General features: G+C 61.1%; 15 protein-coding genes and 1 pseudogene. 5 read left to right on the top strand and 11 right to left on the bottom strand.

Going from position 1 to position 20,189, the window contains the following annotated elements:
- Positions 1 to 10: 10 nt before the first annotated feature.
- From LJU32_03165 to LJU32_03180, 4 genes are all read right to left on the bottom strand, one after another.
- Positions 11 to 985: a sulfonate ABC transporter substrate-binding protein gene (locus tag LJU32_03165; GenBank protein ID WKV89430.1), complete on the bottom strand. Its 975-nt coding sequence runs from the start codon at positions 983 to 985 to the stop codon at positions 11 to 13.
- 89 nt (positions 986 to 1,074) lie between these two features.
- A complete protein-coding gene (ssuE, locus tag LJU32_03170; GenBank protein WKV89431.1) occupies positions 1,075 to 1,668 on the bottom strand; it encodes an NADPH-dependent FMN reductase in 594 nt (197 codons plus the stop codon).
- A 319-nt stretch (positions 1,669 to 1,987) separates the two neighbouring features.
- Entirely contained in the window at positions 1,988 to 2,626 is a 639-nt protein-coding gene (locus tag LJU32_03175; GenBank protein WKV89432.1) for a peroxiredoxin, read from the bottom strand.
- A 291-nt stretch (positions 2,627 to 2,917) separates the two neighbouring features.
- Positions 2,918 to 4,261, bottom strand: coding sequence for an OprD family porin (locus tag LJU32_03180; GenBank protein WKV89433.1), 1,344 nt, complete (start codon positions 4,259 to 4,261; stop codon positions 2,918 to 2,920).
- Positions 4,262 to 4,624: 363 nt separating this feature from the next.
- Here LJU32_03180 and tauA point away from each other — a divergent pair, with 363 nt between their 5' ends.
- On the top strand, positions 4,625 to 5,614 hold the full coding sequence (tauA, locus tag LJU32_03185) for a taurine ABC transporter substrate-binding protein (protein ID WKV91030.1): 990 nt from the start codon (positions 4,625 to 4,627) through the stop codon (positions 5,612 to 5,614).
- A 137-nt stretch (positions 5,615 to 5,751) separates the two neighbouring features.
- Here the strand turns inward: tauA and argA are convergent, their stop codons facing one another.
- The gene (argA, locus tag LJU32_03190; protein WKV89434.1) at positions 5,752 to 7,053 is read right to left on the bottom strand and encodes an amino-acid N-acetyltransferase; all 1,302 of its coding nucleotides are present in this window, start codon (positions 7,051 to 7,053) and stop codon (positions 5,752 to 5,754) included.
- Between the two features lie 261 nt (positions 7,054 to 7,314).
- On the bottom strand, positions 7,315 to 8,469 hold the full coding sequence (gene argE / locus LJU32_03195; GenBank protein ID WKV89435.1) for an acetylornithine deacetylase: 1,155 nt from the start codon (positions 8,467 to 8,469) through the stop codon (positions 7,315 to 7,317).
- Positions 8,470 to 8,624: 155 nt separating this feature from the next.
- Between argE and LJU32_03200 the strand changes: the two genes are divergently transcribed.
- Positions 8,625 to 9,995, top strand: coding sequence for a CYTH domain-containing protein (locus tag LJU32_03200; protein ID WKV89436.1), 1,371 nt, complete (start codon positions 8,625 to 8,627; stop codon positions 9,993 to 9,995).
- Between the two features lie 118 nt (positions 9,996 to 10,113).
- On the opposite strand, the gene LJU32_03205 is transcribed toward LJU32_03200, so the two are convergent.
- Positions 10,114 to 10,578: an Lrp/AsnC family transcriptional regulator gene (locus LJU32_03205; GenBank protein ID WKV89437.1), complete on the bottom strand. Its 465-nt coding sequence runs from the start codon at positions 10,576 to 10,578 to the stop codon at positions 10,114 to 10,116.
- A 125-nt stretch (positions 10,579 to 10,703) separates the two neighbouring features.
- Here LJU32_03205 and LJU32_03210 point away from each other — a divergent pair, with 125 nt between their 5' ends.
- From LJU32_03210 to LJU32_03220, 3 genes are all read left to right on the top strand, one after another.
- A complete protein-coding gene (locus LJU32_03210) occupies positions 10,704 to 11,042 on the top strand; it encodes a hypothetical protein (protein ID WKV89438.1) in 339 nt (112 codons plus the stop codon).
- 91 nt (positions 11,043 to 11,133) lie between these two features.
- Positions 11,134 to 12,918: a Flp pilus assembly complex ATPase component TadA gene (tadA, locus tag LJU32_03215; GenBank protein ID WKV89439.1), complete on the top strand. Its 1,785-nt coding sequence runs from the start codon at positions 11,134 to 11,136 to the stop codon at positions 12,916 to 12,918.
- A gap of 66 nt (positions 12,919 to 12,984) precedes the next feature.
- On the top strand, positions 12,985 to 13,305 hold the full coding sequence (locus tag LJU32_03220) for a DUF2388 domain-containing protein (protein ID WKV91031.1): 321 nt from the start codon (positions 12,985 to 12,987) through the stop codon (positions 13,303 to 13,305).
- A gap of 173 nt (positions 13,306 to 13,478) precedes the next feature.
- On the opposite strand, the gene gcvP is transcribed toward LJU32_03220, so the two are convergent.
- The 4 genes and pseudogenes from gcvP to LJU32_03240 form a co-directional block, all read right to left on the bottom strand.
- Positions 13,479 to 16,352, bottom strand: a complete 2,874-nt coding sequence (gene gcvP, locus LJU32_03225; protein WKV89440.1) for an aminomethyl-transferring glycine dehydrogenase — start codon at positions 16,350 to 16,352, stop codon at positions 13,479 to 13,481.
- Between the two features lie 255 nt (positions 16,353 to 16,607).
- Positions 16,608 to 16,991, bottom strand: coding sequence for a glycine cleavage system protein GcvH (gene gcvH, locus LJU32_03230; protein WKV89441.1), 384 nt, complete (start codon positions 16,989 to 16,991; stop codon positions 16,608 to 16,610).
- Positions 16,992 to 17,038: 47 nt separating this feature from the next.
- A pseudogene (gcvT, locus tag LJU32_03235) lies at positions 17,039 to 18,120 on the bottom strand (glycine cleavage system aminomethyltransferase GcvT).
- Positions 18,121 to 18,540: 420 nt separating this feature from the next.
- Complete coding sequence (locus tag LJU32_03240) at positions 18,541 to 20,154, bottom strand: iron ABC transporter permease (GenBank protein WKV89442.1); 1,614 nt, start codon at positions 20,152 to 20,154, stop codon at positions 18,541 to 18,543.
- Between the last annotated feature and the right edge of the window lie 35 nt (positions 20,155 to 20,189).

The following is a 20,189-nucleotide window of genomic DNA, read 5'->3' on the forward strand; positions in this document are numbered from 1 at the left end:
TGGATTCGAATTACTGGGCTGGGGAGCTTTGGGCCACAGCGGCCGGCGGGGTCCAGATCACATCCTTGATGCTCAACGGCTTGGGAATAAGCTTGAGCTGGAAGAACGTGTCGGCGATTTTCTGTTGCGCGGCGACCACTTCCGGGGTCAGGAACAGCGCGCCGTAACCCTGGCGTTTCACCGAGGTCAGGGTGATGTCCGCCGGCAGGCCCAGCAGCGGCGCGACCTGTTGGGTCACGTCTTCGGGATTGGCTTTCGACCATTCACCCACCGCGCGCACTTCTTCGACGAGGGTCTTGATCACCTCGGGATTTTTCTGCGCGTAAGGTTTGGTCGCGAGATAGAACTGGTGGTTGTCGACGATGCCTTTGCCGTCACGCAGGGTGTGCGCTTGCAGTTGTTTCTCGGCAGCGGCCTGGTACGGATCCCAGATGACCCAGGCGTCGACACTGCCACGCTCGAACGCGGCCCGTGCATCTGCTGGCGGCAGGAATACCGTCTGTATGTCGCTGTACTTGAGGCCGGCGTCTTCCAGTGCACGCACCAAAAGGTAGTGCACGTTGGAGCCTTTATTCAGAGCAACTTTCTTGCCCTTGAGGTCGGCCACCGATTTGATCGGCGAGTCCTTCGGCACGAGGATCGCTTCACTGTTCGGCGCTGGCGGTTCGTAGGCAACGTAGAGCAGATCAGCGCCGGCAGCTTGAGCGAAAACCGGCGGGGTTTCGCCGGTCACGCCGAAATCGATCGAGCCGACATTAAGGCCTTCAAGCAGTTGCGGGCCACCGGGAAACTCGGTCCATTGCACATCGACGCCTTGCGCGGCGAGACGTTTTTCCAGCGTGCCCTTGGCTTTGAGCAGCACCAGCGTGCCGTACTTCTGATAACCGATCCGCAATGTCTCGGCTTGAGCTTGAGTGATGGCGCCGAAGGTGACAGCCGCAGCAAACAGAGCGACCAGACCACGACGCAAAAATACAGTGCGCATAGCGCTCTCCTTTTTGCTGTTGGGTTTTGGCTGCACCTGCTTGCCCGTTGGCGGGCGAGTAAGGCCAGTACTTCAAATTTCGATGAGGCTTAAATGCTCCAGCGAGCACTCAACAAACGTTCGTTCAGCAGGCCCGGCTCCAGCGGTTTCGGCCGGCGCGCCATGGCGCCGATGAACTGGTCCAGGGCCTCGTGCAAGCGCTGCTCCAGGGCCGGCGCCAATTGCGCGGCGGCACTGCCTTCGCCGTAAGCGATCTGGCTGTCCTCGGCGAAAATGCCCTGAAGCATTTCCTGCGCTTTGAGTGCCGACAGCACAGGCTTGAGGGCGTAATCGACCACCAGCATGTGGGCGATGCTGCCGCCGGTGGCCATCGGCAAGACGACCTTGTGATTCAACGCACGCTCGGGGAGCAGATCCAGCAGGGTCTTCAGCGCCCCGGAAAACGAGGCCTTGTACACCGGCGTGGCGATCAGCAGGCCGTCGGCGTTTGCGATCTGTTGCAGCAGGTCGAGGACCTTCGGACTGTCGAAGCGGGCGTGGAGCAGATCCTCGGCCGGGAAATCCCGTACCTGATAACTCACCACTTCCACCCCTTGCTGTTGCAACCAGCGTTGCGAGCGCTCCAGCAGCACCCCAGAACGGGAGCGCAGGCTGGGGCTGCCACCGAGTGAGACGACCAGCATTGCAGATTCCTTCAAGCGTTACGGGCGATTCGCAGGCTGCGATCTCGCTTCAATGGCAGTGACCTTACCAGCTGATTTATATATCCATAAATCATATTTATTCATTTGGTTATTCTTTTCGGAGATATGCCATTGAGTAAATTTCGGGCGAAAAAAGGCCGTCGAAACGGCCGAAATTCCCCTGCGTTGTAGTCACACGAAGATCGTTCCCACGCTCTGCGTGGGAATGAATCCATGGACGCTCCGCGTCCACCGTGACGCGGAGCGTCACGGGCGGCATTCCCACGCAGAGCGTGGGAACGATCAAAATCTCACTGACTTATTTGTTCGGCTGCGGCGTCAGGCGCAGGTACGGCTTCACCGCGCGATAGCCTTTCGGGAAGCGCTGCTTGATCTCGTCTTCGTCCTTGAGCGACGGCACGATCACCACCTCTTCACCGTCCTGCCAGTTGGCGGGGGTGGCGACCTTGTAGTTGTCGGTGAGCTGCAGCGAGTCGATCACCCGCAGAATCTCGTGGAAGTTGCGCCCGGTGCTCGCCGGGTAGGTGATGGTCAAGCGGATCTTCTTGTTCGGATCGATCACGAACAGTGAACGCACGGTCAACGTGTCATTGGCGTTCGGATGGATCAGGTCGTAGAGATCGGAGACCTTGCGATCGGCATCGGCCAGGATCGGGAAGTTGACGATAGTGTTCTGGGTTTCGTTGATGTCCTCGATCCACTTGTGGTGCGAGTCCACCGGGTCGACCGACAGCGCGATGGCCTTGACGCCGCGTTGGCTGAATTCATCCTTGAGCTTGGCGGTGAAACCCAGCTCGGTGGTGCACACCGGGGTGAAATCCGCCGGGTGGGAGAACAGCACGCCCCAGCTATCGCCCAGCCATTCGTGGAAACGAATCTTGCCGGCGCTGGAATCCTGTTCGAAATCGGGGGCGATGTCGCCGAGTCTGAGGCTCATGGTGCTGCTCCTGATGAGGGATGGGAGACAACAACTGTAGCTCGTGATCGGTCAGCGTGAAAAAGAATAAATAACTAGATATCTAGATCATTAATGAATATTAAACATCTGTTCATTGGACACCGACCGGCATCGCGACGAACATCCAACGCAAGGTTCGAAAAGGCCTTGAGTTGCAGCAAAGAGGGAAATCGAGAAGGGCTTACGGGGGTGAGCCTGACTCGAAACGCAAAAGCCCCGTCCGGCGCGATGCCGGACGGGGCTTTTTTGTCTGCGTGTCGAGCCGCGTGATTACAGCAGCGGGATCGAGTAGCTGACGATCAGGCGATTTTCATCCTGCGAACGGGTGTTCGGCAGGTCGGTGCGCCACACAGCGTTTTTCCACATCAGGCCGACGTTCTTGAACGGGCCTTCCGGTACTACGTAACCGATGGTGAAGTCGCGTTCCCACTCGGAGCGGTTCGACGCGCTCTCACGACCATTGGTGCCCACGGTGTCGATGCTGTCACCTTTCAGGTAAACCACACCGGCGGTCAGGCCAGGTACGCCGACCTTGGCGAAGTCGTAGGAGTAGCGAGCCTGCCAGGTTTTCTCACCGGCACGACCGAACTTCTGGATCTGCATATCGGTGATGGTGTAGTTCGACGAACCGTCACCCTGGTTCAGCCAAGGGAAGTCGCTGCTGCCGTTGGAAACCTGGTAACCGCCACCGAAGGTGTGACCGGCAACGGTGTACAGGAACAGGCCGCTGTACAGGTTGTTGTCGACTTCACCACGGCCGTTACGGAAACCGGTGTAGTTACCCGAGCTGTAGTAAGCCGAGTCAGTGCCATTCTTGCCGTCGTCGGAGCTGTTGAAGTAACGCAGGTCAGACTTCAACACACCCGGGCCGATCGACCAGTTGTGTACCAGACCGAGGAAGTGCTGCTTGTAGAAATCTTCCAGGTTGCCGTAGTAGTACTGGGCAGTCAGGTCTTTGGTGATCTTGTAGTCACCACCGGCGTAGATGAACTTGTTGCTGTCACGGAAAGCCGTGCCGCGGGTGTTGGCGCCGCCGATCGACAGGTTTTCGTTGTTGCTGGAGTTACGACCTTTTACCGCTTCGATCTGACCACCGACCAGGGTCAGGTCCTTGATCTCGCCGGAAGTGATCTGACCGCCCTGCCAGGTTTGTGGCAGCAGGCGGCCGTCGTTGGTGACGATGACTGGCAGTTTCGGCTGCAGGGTGCCGAGCTTCAATTCAGTCTGGGAGATCTTGGCTTTGGCCGTCAGACCCAGGCTGGAGAAGTTGTCCACGGCTTTACCGTTGGACTCGCTCGGGAACACGGTGCCGCCGTAAGCGGTGCCGCTGTTGCCGTTGGTGCCGCCGCCCGAATCAAGACGGATGCCGAGCAGGCCGATGGCGTCGAGACCGAAACCTACGGTGCCTTGGGTGTAACCGGAGATGAAACGCAGATCGAAGCCTTGACCCCACTCTTCGTTCTTGTTGGCGCCAGCGCCGTCACGGTTGTCAGTGTTGATATAGAAGTTGCGCAGACCCAGAGTAGCCTTGCTGTCTTCGATGAAACCGGCGGCGCCTGCCTGCTGCGCCATAACCCCAACGGCCACAGCCAGGGCCAAGGTGGACTTGTTCATGTATCGCTCCTCTCGTTCTAATTCTTGTGTTCCTGGTTCGGGGTCGATTTGCCCTGAATCCTAAGATTCGCGATTAGCGCCAGACCGTGACTGCCAAGTCAATCGTAACCTTGTGTGTCTACGACCATCGTCTAATCGCAAGTGATTGGGTCCCTGCAGCGTAAAGACTTCCTGATAATCCCAAAAAGAATTTATTCATTCTTTTTCATGCCATTCGGGTATATGGCCCATTAATGGCCATCTGCGCCGGGAAACAGCGTATCGGCGCCTAAGCTCATTCCTAAATGGTATTTGTTGACCTTTTTTAGATCGATTAGCTTTGCCGTACTCCCAACACGGCAAATCCCATCGAAAAGGCGACGCATCATGGCGAAACGCGCACTATCAAGTCAATTTGTTACAGTTTGTGTGTCGGCACTGTTTTGTTTTTCCGCACATGCCGCCGGTCTGACGGTGGGCTATCAAACCGGCATCGACCCGAGCAAGGTGCCGCAGGCCGATGGCGTGTACGAAAAAACCATTGGCGAGAAGATCGACTGGCGACGCTTCAACAGCGGCCCGGAAGTAGTGACAGCCATTGCTTCTGGCGACGTACAGATCGGCAACCTCGGCTCGAGTCCCTTGGCAGCGGCTGCCTCGCGCAATTTACCGATCGTGGCTTTCATCGTCTCGGCGCAGATCAATGCCGCCGAAGCCTTGGTGGTGCGCAACGGCAGCGGCATCGACAAGCCGCAGGATCTGATCGGTAAAACCATCGCCACGCCGTTCGTGTCGACCTCGCACTACAGTCTGCTTGGGGCGCTGAAGCACTGGGGCCTGACGACTTCGCAAGTCAAAGTGGTCAATCTGCAACCGGCCGAGATCGCCGCCGCGTGGAAGCGCGGCGACATCGACGGGGCGTTTGTCTGGTCACCAGCGCTGGGCGAGATCCGCAAGACCGGCAAGACCCTGACCGATGCTGCCCAAGTCGGCCAGTGGGGCGCGCCGACCTTCGAAGTGTGGGTGGCGCGCAAGGACTTTGCCGAGAAGCATCCCGAGGTCGTGGCCAAGTTTGCCAGGGTCACCCTGGACTCGTTCGCTGATTACGCCGCGCACAAGGACAGCTGGACGGCGGACTCGGTGCCTGTGCAGAAAATCGCCAAATTGACCGGCGCCAATGCGGCGGATGTACCGGAACTGCTGGCCGGGTCGGCATTCCCCGACGCGCAGGCGCAGCAAACCACGGCGCTGCTGGACGGCGGCACCGCGAAGGCCATTGCCGAAACGGCAAAATTCTTGAAAGAACAGGGCAAGGTCGAGACGGTGCTGCCGGATTACTCGCCGTACGTCAGCGCTAAATTCATCACTGACTGAATGCAGAACCCTGTGGTGAGGGGATTTATCCCCGTTGGACTGCGCAGCAGTCCCCTTGCGTTTCCAGGTGAAAACACAGGGGCCGCTACGCGACCCAGCGGGGATGAATCCCTCGCCACAGGAGACCTCGCTGTTGTTCAGAGAGTCTTTTCGAAGATCTTCGAGTTGCGCTGATAGTTGTACAGCGATGCCCGCGCTGCTGGCAGGCGTTCTACGCTGCTTGGCTCGAACCCGCGCTCGCGGAACCAGTGCGCCGTCCGGGTGGTTAGCACGAACAGGGTTTTCAACCCCTGCGCTCGCGCCCGGGTTTCGATGCGTTCGAGCAACTCATCACCGCGGCCGCCGTGGCGGTACTCCGGATTCACCGCCAGACACGCCAGCTCGCCAGCATCGGAATCGGCAATCTGATACAGCGCCGCACAAGCAATGATCATTCCTTCACGCTCGACCACGCTGAACTGCTCGATCTCGCGCTCCAGTACTTCCCGCGAGCGACGCACCAGAATGCCCTGCTCTTCCAGCGGACTGATCAGATCGAGCAGGCCACCGACGTCTTCAATCGCCGCCTCGCGCACCAATTCGAATTGCTCCTGCGCGACCAGCGTACCGCCGCCGTCACGGGTGAATAGCTCGGTCAGCAGCGCGCCGTCTTCGGCGTAACTGACGATATGACTGCGCGCCACGCCGCCACGGCAAGCTTCGGCGGCGGCATCGAGCAACTCCGCTTGATAGTTGCTCATGCCCAGACGCTGCAAATGGGCTGGCACTTGTTGCGGGCGCAGTTCGCGCACCAGTTTGCCGTTCTCGTCGATCAGGCCGAGTTCGGCGCCGAACAACAGCAGCTTGTCCGCCCCCAGATCAATCGCGGCGCGGGTGGCGACGTCTTCGCAGGCGAGGTTGAAGATCTCGCCGGTCGGTGAATAGCCCAACGGCGACAGCAGCACGATCGAGCGCTCGTCGAGCAGGCGGTTGATGCCCTTGCGATCGACCCGACGGACTTCGCCGGTGTGGTGATAGTCGACACCTTCCAGCACGCCGATCGGCCGCGCGGTGACGAGGTTGCCGCTGGCCACGCGCAAGCGCGAGCCCTGCATCGGCGACGAGGCCATGTCCATCGACAGGCGCGCTTCGATAGCGATGCGCAACTGGCCGACCGCATCGATCACACACTCCAGCGTTGCGGCATCGGTGATGCGCATGCCGTGATGGTAATGCGGGGTCAGGCCACGGGCGGCGAGGCGGGTTTCGATCTGCGGGCGCGAACCGTGCACCAGCACCAGGCGCACGCCGAGGCTGTGCAGCAAGACCAGGTCGTGGACGATGTTGCCGAAATTCGGATGCTCGACGCCGTCGCCGGGCAGCATGACGACGAAGGTGCAATCGCGGTGGGCATTGATGTAAGGAGACGCGTGGCGGAGCCAATTGACGTATTCGGGCATGAACCTGGGCCTGTAATAAAGAGCAGCCGAAAAAGGGGCGAAACGAAAAACGCACAGCGGGCTGATGGTTATCGTCGGAACAGGCTTGGCGACACGCGCGCTCTCCTCATGAATACGGGTTGGGGTGCAGGCAATTTACCGGGTTGATGCAAGACATTTAACCCTGTGGGAGCGAGCCTGCTCGCGAAAGCGGTGGATCAGGTTCATCAATGGCGACTGACAAAACGCTTTCGCGAGCAGGCTCGCTCCCACACAGGGCCGTCATCGTTCGTCTGTCGTCAGGCAATAATGTTCAATCAACTGCCGGATCAGATGCACGGTAGGCTGCAAACGTGACATTTCAAGGTACTCGCCGGGTTGATGCGCACAGGCAATGTCACCGGGGCCGAGGACGATGGTTTCGCAGCCGAGGCGCTGAAGATAAGGCGCTTCGGTGCCGAACGCTACTGCTTCGGCGCGATGGCCGGTGAGCTTTTCGGCGATGCGCACCAGTTCGGCATCCTCGGACTGTTCGAACGGCGGCACTTCCGGGAACAGCGGCTTGTAGTCGATCTTCACCTTGTGCCGCTCGGCTACCGGGTTGAGCTTGCGCAGGATTTCCGCGCGCAGCACGCTCAGGTCCATGCCCGGCAGCGGCCGCAGGTCAAACTCCAGCGAACACTGGCCGCAGATGCGATTGGGATTGTCGCCACCATGGATGCAGCCAAAATTCATCGTCGGTTGCGGCACGCTGAATTGTGGATTGCTGAATTCGCGCTGCCACAACAGGCGCAGGCCGCGCAATTCGCCGATAGCATCGTGCATCGCTTCAAGGGCGCTATGGCCCAGGCGCGGATCAGACGAGTGGCCGCTCTGCCCGAGGACGTCGATGCGCTCCATCATGATGCCTTTGTGCATGCGGATCGGCTTGAGCCCGGTCGGCTCGCCGATCACCGCCGCGCGGCCCAGCGGTTGCCCGGCCTCGGCCAGCGCTCGGGCGCCGGACATCGAGCTTTCTTCATCGCAGGTGGCAAGAATCAGCAGCGGTTGTTTGAACGACTGATCGAGCAGCGGCCGCACCGCCTCGATGATCAGCGCGAAGAAGCCCTTCATGTCACAGCTGCCCAGCCCGACCCAGCGGCCATCGACTTCGGTGAGCTTCAGCGGGTCGGTCTGCCACAACGCGTCGTCATAAGGCACAGTGTCGCTGTGCCCGGCCAGCACCAGGCCACCGGGGCCGCTGCCGAAACTGGCAAGCAGATTGAATTTGCCGGGGCTGACCTGCTGGATATCGCAGCTGAAACCCAGGTCACCGAGCCAGCCAGCGAGCAAATCAATGACGGCGCGGTTGGACTGGTCCAGGTTCGGTTGAGTACAGCTGACCGATGGCGCGGCAATCAGCGCGGCGAACTGGTCTTGCATGGACGGCAATGGCATCACTGACTCCAGGTCCCGGATTGAGGCCCACTATAGAACCATCCGGCGCGCGGAATAAACCGCCGCAGGGCGTAGGAAGTTTGACTCCTGTACACTGCACGGCCTTGGCAGCCACCCATCCCCCGGCTGCGCTCCCGATTCTGGATGTTCCGGCCATGCAAAAAGAAACTGAAATCAAACTCCGCGTCAGCCGCGAAACCCTCGCTGCCCTGCGCGAGCACCCGCTGCTGAAGAAACGCAACAAAAGTGGCTGGGAACGCCGTGAGTTGATGAACCAGTACTTCGACACCCCCGAGCGCGACCTCGCCCAGGCAAAGGTCGCCCTGCGCCTGCGCAAGGACGGTGACGAAGTGATTCAGACCCTCAAGACCCGTGGCCAAAGCGTCGCCGGTCTGTCCGAGCGTAACGAGTACGACTGGAAACTGCCGAAAGCCAAGCTCGACGTAAAGAAACTCGACGGCGAATGCTGGCCCGAGGCACTGGCCGAGCTGGACAAGAAAACCCTCAAGCCGATCTTCACCACCGATTTCGTCCGCGAGCGCGCCGAAATCGCCTGGGGCCGTGGCAAGACCAAAGTGGTCATCGAAGCCGCCCTGGACCTCGGTCATGTGGTGGTCGGCAAGCATAAGGAAGAAATCTGCGAGCTGGAACTGGAACTGCGCGAAGGCGAGCCGGCCGCGCTGCTGGAACTGGCTGCCGAACTGGCCGAAACCCTGGCGCTGATGCCGTGCGATATCAGCAAGGCCGAGCGCGGCTATCGTCTTCACGATGCAAACAGCTATTCGCTGAGCCTGCCGGCGCCGCAGTTGACCAGCGAAACCCGCCTCGACGACGCCTTCGCCGCGCTGAGCTGGCATCTGCTCGGCAGCAGCCAGCGGCTGGCCGAGCAATATCGTTTCAACGGCCACTGGCGCCTGCTGCAAGACTGGGTCGAGAACCTTGCGGAAATGCGCGCCCTGCTCAGCAGCCTCGGCCAGGCCGCACCGCGTCAGTCGACCCACGACCTGCGCGCGGCCCTCGATGCCTTGCTGGAAGACTGGCGCCCGCTGGTGCAAGTCGGCATCGAAGACGAAGACGTGCGCAAGGCCGCGCCGGAGCAGTTCGTTGAAGAACTGGAAGACCCGCGCTGGGGCCAGTTCTCGCTGAACGCTTCACGCTGGCTGCTGGCCCGCACCTGGACCGCCGACCGCAACACCCGTGGCAACCGTCAGGGTGACGCGCAATTGCACAGCTGGTTGCCGCGTCTGTTGGGCGAAGAAGCCACCGCTCTGCAGCTGCAGCGCTATCAGCAGCAGCCGGAAGATCTCGCCGAGCAACTGCCGCGTATCGAGCGCATTCAGGTCTGGTTGCACCATGCGCGCAACGTGCTGGACATTCCGGAAATGGATCGCCTGTACGGTGAGCTGAACAAACTGGCGCAACTGGCCAACGAGCCGACCATCACTGACGAACTGCTCGATGCGCGCAAGCATCAGGCGATTGCGGTGTACCAGAACCGCGCCTGGAAAATCCTCCTGCGCATGTGATGACCCTGTGGCGAGGGATTCATCCCCGCTGGGTCGCAAAGCGGCCCCGTTCTTAAAAAGCGGGGACTGCTGCGCAGCCCAGCGGGGATAAATCCTCTCGCCACAAAGGCCATCCGCACTAGACCGGCAGGCTGGTGGTGGACTTGATCTCCGACAGCGCCACGATCGAGTTCACTTCCTGTATCCCCGGCACCAGCGACAGCTTCTCGAAGAAGAACCGCTCGTACGCCTCAATGTCCGCCGCGACAATGCGCAACATGAAGTCCACCGCGCCCATCAGCACATAACACTCCAGCACTTCCGGAAAGCCGCGAATCGCCTCGGTGAATTCGGTGAAGTTCGAGCGGCCGTGAGCGTTGAGTTTGATCTCGGCAAAGATCTGCGTGTTCAGGCCGATCTTCTTGCGATCAAGCAAGGTCACCTGACCGCGAATGATGCCCTCCTCCTTCATCCGCTGAATCCGCCGCCAGCACGGCGATTGCGATAGGCCGACCTGCTCGGCGATCTGCGCGCTCGACAGCGAAGCGTCTTCCTGCAGCAGGGCGAGGATCTTCCGGTCGTAAGCGTCCAGCTCGCTGTGCATAACAATTCCTCCAAGATCGCCTTTAACGAATTATCCGTTTCGACAAATCGCTATAAAGGCCGATCATAGCCAAGAAATACCCCGCACCGAATGCAAAAATTTCTCCACTGATCTGGAGATTCGCCATGCCGCACCTTGAAGCCGTGAACAGCGCGCCTGCCCGCGCCGATGTCTGGAACGTCAACAACGCCCACTGCCTGGCGCAATACCAAATCCTCGCGGAGGCCGAGCCGGATCTGCTGATGCGCGTGCTGAATCTGTTCGCCTTGCAGTTTCTGACTCCGGAGCGGGTCAATGTCCAGCGCCAGGACGATCTGCTGTCGATCGATCTGCTCATGAGCGGCCTGAGCTGGCATCGCGCGCAAGTGATCGCGGAAAAACTGCGCAACCTGATCAGCGTCTGCGCGGTGGACCTGCACAACGCCGACGCGGCCTGGCAGGCGCCCACCCAGGCCGCCGGCTGACAAATCCGGCAACGGCTTCGTCGGGTAGTGGCCCAACGGTCAGCGGGGCCACGACTATCCTTTTGCGCATGACGCTCAAAAGGAAAGCCGCATGTCCGTTCAATTTGTCACTCAGGACCGCTGGCTCGACCTCAACGATGTGTTGCGAGAACTGGTCGCCCAAGGCTTCATCTGCCAGGACGCCGCGGAACAGGCGCTCAATGCCCGCCGTCGCCATGCGGCTCACGGGCAGATGCATCCGCTGGAATTCATCGCCAGCCAGCAACTCGACGACCTCAGCCGTCCGGGCAAACATATGGATCTGGAAAGCCTGACCCTGTGGCTGGCGCAGCAGGCCGGGCAGCCGTATTTGCGCATCGATCCGCTGAAAATCAATGTCGCGGCGATCACGCCGCTGATGTCGTATGCCTTCGCCCAGCGCCACAAAATTCTCGCCGTCGCCGTGGACCGCGACTCGGTCACCGTGGCCAGCGCTCAGCCCTACGTCAGCGGTTGGGAAGCCGATCTGACCCACGTATTGAAGCTGCCGATCAAACGGGTTGTGGCCAACCCGGTCGACATCCAGCGCTTCAGCGTCGAGTTTTTCCGGCTGGCCAAATCGGTCAGCGGCGCCAGCAATGCCGACGCCCAGGGTGGCAACCTCGGCAACTTCGAACAACTGCTCAACCTCGGCGCCAGCAACCAGGAGCCGGACGCCAACGACGCGCACATCGTCAACATCGTCGACTGGCTGTTCCAGTACGCTTTCCAGCAGCGCGCCAGCGATATCCATATCGAACCGCGCCGTGAGCACGGCACCGTGCGCTTTCGCATCGACGGCGTGCTGCACAACGTCTATCAATTCCCGCCGCAGGTGACCATGGCGATTGTCAGCCGCCTGAAAAGCCTCGGCCGCATGAACGTCGCGGAAAAGCGCAAACCCCAGGACGGCCGGGTCAAGACCAAGACCCCCGATGGCGGCGAAGTGGAGCTGCGGCTATCGACCTTGCCGACGGCGTTCGGCGAAAAAATGGTCATGCGTATTTTCGACCCGGAAGTGCTGCTGAAGAATTTTGACCAGTTGGGTTTCAGCGTCGACGATTTGCGTCGCTGGCAGGACATGACCCGTCAACCCAACGGCATCATTCTGGTCACCGGGCCGACCGGTTCGGGCAAGACCACGACCCTGTACACCACGCTGAAAAAACTGGCGACACCGGAGGTCAACCTCTGCACCATCGAAGATCCGATCGAAATGGTCGAGCCGGCCTTCAACCAGATGCAGGTGCAGCACAACATCGAGCTGACCTTCGCCGCCGGGGTCCGGGCGCTGATGCGGCAGGACCCGGACATCATCATGATCGGCGAGATCCGCGATCTGGAAACTGCGGAAATGGCGATTCAGGCCGCGCTCACCGGGCACTTGGTTCTGTCGACGCTGCACACCAACGATGCGCCGAGCGCCATCAGTCGTTTGCTCGAACTCGGCGTACCGCATTACCTGATCAAAGCCACCGTGCTCGGGGTCATGGCCCAGCGTCTGGTGCGCACTTTATGTCCGCACTGCAAGGCGCCGCTGACGCTCGAAGATGAAGACTGGCAAACCCTGACCCGACCCTGGCAGGCGCCGCTGCCGAGCAATGCGCAACGGGCGATCGGCTGCCTGGAATGCCGCGACACCGGCTATCGCGGCCGCGCCGGGGTTTACGAAATCATGCAACTGAGCGACAGCCTCAAGGCGCTGATCACCCCGGATACCGACCTCACCGCGATCAGGCGTCAGGCGTTCAAGGAAGGCATGCGCAGCCTGCGTCTGTCCGGTGCGCAGAAAGTCGCGGCAGGGTTGACCACGGTGGAAGAAGTGCTGCGGGTGACGCCACAAAGTGAGTTGAAATAAGTCGGCACGGAACTGGATCGGGGAATCGCCTATCCAACGCCGTAGTCAATCCCCAGGAGTCACCTCATCATGCGTCTCAAACTTGCTGTCGCCACCTTGGCCCTGCTGTCGCTTCCCGTTGGTTCGGCCATGGCGGACAGCTTTTGGCGTAACGTCATCTCCTCCGGTGCCACCACCGGTTCGACCTACCTGACCTTCAAGGATCACAAGCTGATCGTCGCCGCCCAGGACGACGCCGGCAGCTTCGTCGCCAGCGACGGCGGCATCCGTGGCCCGTACCTGGAAGCAGCGATACAGAAAGTCCGCGCCGACAACCCTGGCCTCCAGGCTTCGGACATGGAACTGGCGAACGCGATCCTGGCGAAGAACGCCGTGGCTTCCGAGTAACAAAAATGCCGCTCAAACGAGCGGCATTTTTTTGCCTGTCTTCTGAACCCAATACAAAACCCGGTGGGAGCGAGCCTGCTCGCGAAAGCGGTGAGCCAGTCACCGAAAATGCTGGCTGGACGATTGCTTTCGCGAGCAGGCTCGCTCCCACAGGGCGGTGGTGGATTTAGAGATCAGCGGTAATCATCCACCGGCACACACGCGCAATACAGGTTGCGATCGCCGTAGACGTTATCCACCCGATTCACCGCCGGCCAATATTTGTGCAAGCGTGTGTGCGCATCCGGGGTGATGGCCTGTTCGACACTGTAGGGTCGCTCCCAGATCCCAGTGACATCGGCCAAGGTATGCGGCGCGCGTTTGAGCGGGTTGTCTTCGCCCGGCCAGTTGCCCTTCTGCACTTCATTGATCTCGGCGCGAATGCTCAGCATCGCCGCGATGAAGCGGTCGAGCTCTGCCTTGGACTCGCTCTCGGTCGGCTCGACCATCAACGTCCCTGGCACCGGGAAGGACATGGTCGGCGCGTGGAAGCCGTAATCCATCAGACGCTTGGCGACGTCTTCCTCGCTGATGCCGGTCTGCGCCTTCAGCGGGCGCAGATCAAGAATGCATTCATGCGCCACCCGGCCATTGCGCCCGGTATACAGCACCGGAAACGCGCCAGATAAATGCTGCGCCAGATAATTCGCCGCCAGAATCGCCACCTCGCTGGCGTCCGCCAGTTGCGGGCCCATCATGGCGATGTACATCCAGCTGATCGGTAAAATGCTCGCGCTACCCCACGGCGCTGCGCTGACTGCGCCGTTCTGTGCCAGCGGCACGTCAATCGGCACCACCGGATGGTTGGCGACGAACGGCGCCAGATGCGCGCGAACCCCGATCGGGCCCATGCCCGGCCCGCCGCCGCCATGGGGAATGCAGAAGGTCTTGTGCAAATTCATGTGCGACACGTCGGCACCGATGTCCGCCGGCCGTGCCAGCCCGACCTGCGCATTGAGGTTGGCGCCGTCCATGTACACCTGACCACCGTGCTTGTGGATAACCTCGCAGATCTCGCTGATGCCTTCTTCGTACACGCCGTGGGTCGATGGGTAGGTCGCCATAAGGCATGACAACTTATCCCCAGCCTCGGCGGCTTTTGCTTTCAAATCCTCCAGATCGACATTGCCCGCCTCATCGCATTCAACAATCACCACACGCATCCCGGCCATCTGCGCCGACGCTGGATTGGTGCCGTGGGCCGAGGACGGAATCAGGCAGATATCCCGCGCGCCTTCCTTCCGGCTCTCGTGATATTTACGGATCGCCAGGAGCCCGGCGTACTCGCCCTGCGCGCCGGAGTTGGGCTGCATGCAGATCGCATCGAAACCGGTAATCGCACACAACCAACGCTCAAGCTCTTCGATCATCAGCGTGTAACCGACAGCCTGCTCCCTCGGCACAAACGGATGCAGATGGGCGAACTGCGGCCAGGTAATCGGGATCATCTCGCTGGTGGCGTTGAGTTTCATCGTGCACGAGCCTAGCGGGATCATCGATTGGTTGAGCGCCAGATCCTTGTTTTCCAGCTGTTTGAGGTAACGCAGCATCTCGGTTTCGCTGTGGTGAGCGTTGAACACCGGATGTTGCAGGTACGGCGTACTGCGCTGGAGTTCGTCGGGAATTCCCGAGGCGATGTCCTGCGCATCAAGCGCATCAACGCTCAGGCCGTGATCGGCGCCGAGCAGCACATCGAACAGTTTCGCCACGGTGTGTTCATCACAGGTCTCGTCCAGACTCAGACCGACGCGGCCGCGACCAAGAATGCGCAGGTTGATCTGCGCTGCCTGAGCACTTTCGATGATCGCCGTTTGCGCACCGCCGACCTCCAGGGTCAGGGTGTCGAAGAACTGCCTGTTGAGCCGCTTGATGCCGTTGCGCTCGAGTCCCGCCGCAAGGAGGCAGGTCAGGCGATGCACGCGCTGGGCGATACGCTTCAAGCCCTCGGGGCCGTGATACACCGCATAACAGCTGGCGATATTGGCCAGCAGCACCTGCGCGGTGCAGATGTTCGAATTGGCTTTCTCGCGGCGGATGTGTTGCTCGCGGGTTTGCAGGGCCATGCGCAGCGCGACGTTGCCGCGAGCATCTTTCGATACACCGATGATTCGCCCCGGAATCGCCCGTTTGTATTCCTCGCGGCTGGCGAAGAACGCCGCGTGCGGGCCGCCATAACCCATCGGCACACCGAAACGCTGGGACGAACCGAACACCACATCGGCACCCAACTCACCCGGCGGCGTCAGCACCAGCAGGCTGAGCAAATCGGTGGCGACACAGGCCAGGGCCTGATGCGCGTGCAGGTGATCGATCAGCGGTTTGAGGTCGCGGATTTCGCCGTGGGTGTCGGGATATTGCAGCAGCGCGCCGAACACCTCGTGCTGCGCCAGGTTATCCACCGCGTCGACGATCAGTTCGAAGCCGAAACCTTCGGCACGGGTCTGCACTACTGAGAGGGTCTGCGGATGGCAGTTTTCGTCAACAAAGAACAGATTGCTCTTGGACTTCGCTACGCGCTTGGCCAAAGCCATGGCTTCGGCCGCTGCGGTGGCCTCATCGAGCAGCGAGGCGTTGGCCAGTTCCAGGCCGGTGAGGTCGATGGTCAGTTGCTGAAAATTGAGCAGCGCTTCGAGCCGGCCCTGGGCGATCTCCGGTTGGTACGGGGTGTACGCGGTGTACCAGCCGGGATTTTCCAGGACGTTGCGCAAAATGACGGTTGGCGTGACGGTGCCGTGATAGCCCATGCCGATCAGGCTGGTGAACAGCTGATTCTGCTCGGCATAACCGCGCAGCTTCGCCAGCGCAGCCTGTTCGTCGAGGGCCGGCGGCAGATCCAGTGCGCGATTGAAGCGAATGCCTGGCGGCACGGTCTGTTCGATCAGCTCGGCGCGACTGCCCAGGCCGAGGCTGTCGAGCATCGCCTGCTGCTCGGCGGCATCCGGGCCGAGATGGCGGCGCAGAAAGGCTTCGGGATCGCGTAACTGGCTCAGGGACGGCGACTGGGACATGACGGGCTCTCTCTTGGCTTGCGCTCGGCGTCATTGCAACACGGTCAAACCAGCATAGCAGCCCGTATCGCGCCCAATATTCCAGTATCAGACGCATTTCCATTGTGGGAGCGGGCTTGCTCGCGAAGGCGGTTTGTCAGTCGACATGAATGTGTCTGATACACCGCCTTCGCGAGCAAGCCCGCTCCCACAGGGGGAAATCATCGTGCACAAAAAAGCCCCGACAGGTCGGGGCTTTGCGGTGTTGCTTAACGCTTACTCGCCAATGGCAGCCTTGTACGCGCCAGCATCGAGCAGCTTGTCCAGCTCGGCCTGGTCGCTTGGCTTGAGCTTGAAGATCCACGCGCCGTACGGGTCGGAGTTCAGCAGCTCGGGCGAGCCGCTCAGGTCTTCGTTGATCGCGATGACCTCACCGCTGACCGGGGCGTAGATGTCGGAGGCGGCTTTTACCGACTCGACCACACCGGATTGATCACCGGCAGCGAAGACCTTGCCGACTTCGGTCAGTTCGACGAATACCACGTCGCCCAGCGCTTCCTGCGCGTGATCGCTGATGCCCACGGTGACGGTGCCGTCGGCTTCCAGACGCGCCCATTCATGACTCTCGGCAAATCGCAGTTCGGCAGGGATATCGCTCATCTTCGGTTTCCTCAGGAATTGGTCAGCGGTCGTGCCCGCCAAAAAGGTTAGATCAAAGTCTTGCCATGGCGTACGAAGGTCGGTTTGACCACCCGTACCGGGTACCACTTGCCACGGATTTCCACTTCGGCGCGGTCGGCGGTTGCCATCGGTACACGCGCCAGGGCAATCGATTTGCTCAGCGTAGGAGAGAAACTACCACTGGTGATCTCCCCTTCGCCAACATCGGCGATGCGAACCACCTGGTGAGCACGCAAAACCCCGCGCTCTTCCAGCACCAGACCGACCAGTTTGTGCGCCACGCCGGTGGCTTTTTCCGCCTCCAGCGCCGCACGGCCGATGAACTGCCGCGAAGCCGGCTCCCAGGCGATGCTCCAGGCCATGTTCGAGGCCAGCGGTGAAACGTCCTGATGAATGTCCTGACCGTACAGGTTCATTCCGGCCTCGACACGCAAGGTGTCACGGGCACCGAGGCCGATCGGCGAAATGCCGGCGCCGACGAGGTCGTTGAAGAAACCCGGCGCCTGATTCGCCGGCAGGCAGATTTCCAGGCCATCCTCGCCGGTGTAACCGGTACGCGCGATGAACCAATCGCCGTCGATGGCGCCTTCGAAAGGTTTGAGTTGCTGGATCAGCGTGGCGCGCGACTGGGTGACCAGTTCGGCAATCTTGTGCCGCGCCTGCGGGCCCTGAATGGCGAGCATCGCCAGCTCGGCGCGCTCGTGCAACTGCACGTCGTAAGCGCCGAGCTGGGCGTTCATCCAGGCCAGATCCTGATCGCGGGTGGAGGCGTTGAATACCAGCCGGTACGCATCGTCGAGGCGATAGACGATCATGTCGTCGACGATGCCGCCACGCTCGTTGAGCATGGTGCTGTACAACGCCCGGCCGGGGCTGTGCAGACGTTCGACGTCGTTGGCCAGCAATGCTGAAGCCAGGCCTTGGCCTGGGCGCCGGTGACATCGATCACGGTCATATGGGAAACATCGAACACCCCGCAATCGCGGCGCACTTCGTGGTGCTCCTCGACCTGCGAGCCGTAATGCAATGGCATGTCCCAACCGCCAAAATCGACCATCTTCGCGCCAAGCGCGAGGTGCAGGTCATACAGAGGCGTACGCTGTCCCATGGGTTTCTCCTTCCGGGCGTGGCGAGGGTGCGGACCGCCGCTATACGGCTGAAAGCCTTGATGGATAAGGCTTTCAGTCGATTCCAGCGCACGGGTCTGTCAGACGAACCGCACCGAATGCCGCGCATTGTAGCCGCATGATGTAGGACTCACTACTACGGGGGCGTTCTCAATTGGTTTCCCCACCGCGTTGTCGCCTAAAAGCGAGCCAGGCAAGGCGCAGGCCGCTGGGAATGGTATTCCTTTTCAAGGCCTGCAACGCAGGCTGGCTCGCTTTAGGCACAACCTGGAGGGCCGGGCCTGCTGTTGTGCAGGGCTGCGTTGCTCGAAGCTTATTTGGAACAACCAAACCACGCTTCTCGCGTCTTGCCCTGCACAACAGCAGACCCGGCGCGGTGGGAAACCAATCGAGAACGCCCCCTAGTTTCGGTGCGCGGAACGTCGAATCAATCCGATCACCGGCAACAGGCCGACCAGCACCAGCGTCAATGCCGGCAATGAGGCGCGCGCCCATTCGCCTTCGCTGGTCATTTCGAAGATGCGCACCGCCAGCGTGTCCCAGCCAAATGGGCGCATCAGCAGGGTCGCGGGCATTTCCTTGAGCACATCGACGAACACCAGCAACGCGGCGCTCAAGGTGCCGGGCAGCAACAGCGGCAGATACACTTTGAAAAACAGTCGCGGCCCACTGACACCCAGGCTACGTGCCGCTTCGGGCAAAGATGGCCGTATACGCGCCAGACTGCTTTCCAGAGGCCCATACGCCACGGCAATGAAGCGCACCAGATACGCCATCAGCAACGCCGCGAGGCTGCCAAGCAGCAACGGTTTGCCGGCACCGCCGAGCCAGGCGGAGAGCGGAATCACCAGTTCACGATCCAGATAACTGAAGGCAAGCATGATCGACACCGCCAGCACCGAACCGGGCAAGGCGTAGCCGAGATTGGCCAGACCGACGCCGGAGTTGATGGCCGGGGTCGGCGCCAGACGCCGGGCGAACGCCAACAACAGCGCAACGCTGACGGTGATCAGAGCGGCCATCGCGCCCAGATACAGCGTGTGCAGAATCAGCCCGGCGTAGCGTTCATCCAGATCGAAGCGTCCGCGCTGCCAGAACCAGACGAACAGTTGCAGAACCGGAATGACGAAGGCGCAGGCGAACACCATTCCACACCAGCCTGTCGCCGCCAACGCCTTGAGCCCGCGCAAGTGATACAGCGCCTTCACCCGTGGCCGCTCATTGCTGGCCCGATTCGCCCCGCGCGCGCGGCGCTCGCCGTACAGCACCAGCATCACCACCAGCAGCAACAGACTGGCCAGTTGCGCAGCGCTGGGCAGGCTGAAGAAGCCGTACCAGGTCTTGTAGATGGCCGTGGTGAAGGTGTCGAAATTGAACACGGACACCGCGCCGAAATCCGCCAGGGTCTCCATCAGCGCCAGCGCCACGCCCGCGCCAATCGCCGGACGCGCCATCGGCAGCGCAACCCGCCAGAACGCCTGCCACGGCGACTGGCCGAGCACCCGCGCCGCTTCCATCAGGCCTTTGCCCTGAGCCAGAAACGCAGTACGCGCCAGCAGGTAAACGTAGGGGTAGAAGACCAGCACCAGCACCACGATCACCCCGCCGGTGGAGCGCACTCGCGGCAGGCGCAGGCCGCTGCCGAACCATTCGCGCAGCAGGGTTTGCACCGGGCCGGCGAAATCCAGCAGGCCGACGAAGACAAACGCCAGCACATAGGCAGGGATGGCGAAGGGCAGCATCAGCGCCCAGTCGAGCCAGCGCCGACCGGGAAATTCGCAGAGGCTGGTCAGCCAGGCAAGGCTCACACCCAACAGGGTCACACCGACACCGACGCCGAGAATCAGCGTCAGGGTATTACCGAGCAGACGCGGCATCTGGGTTTGCCACAGGTGCGACCAGATCTGCTGGTCGATGGTTTGCCACGACAGCAGCAGCACGCTCAGCGGCAACAGCACCAGCGCGGCGATGGCGAAGACGATGGGGTACCAGCGGCGTTGGGCGGGGTGGGCCAAGGAAACAATCTCGTTCAAATGATTGTGCCCACGCG

The sequence above is a fragment of the Pseudomonas sp. B21_DOA genome (genome assembly GCA_030544685.1).
In the GTDB taxonomy this organism is placed as follows: Bacteria; Pseudomonadota; Gammaproteobacteria; order Pseudomonadales; family Pseudomonadaceae; genus Aquipseudomonas; species Aquipseudomonas fluorescens_AO.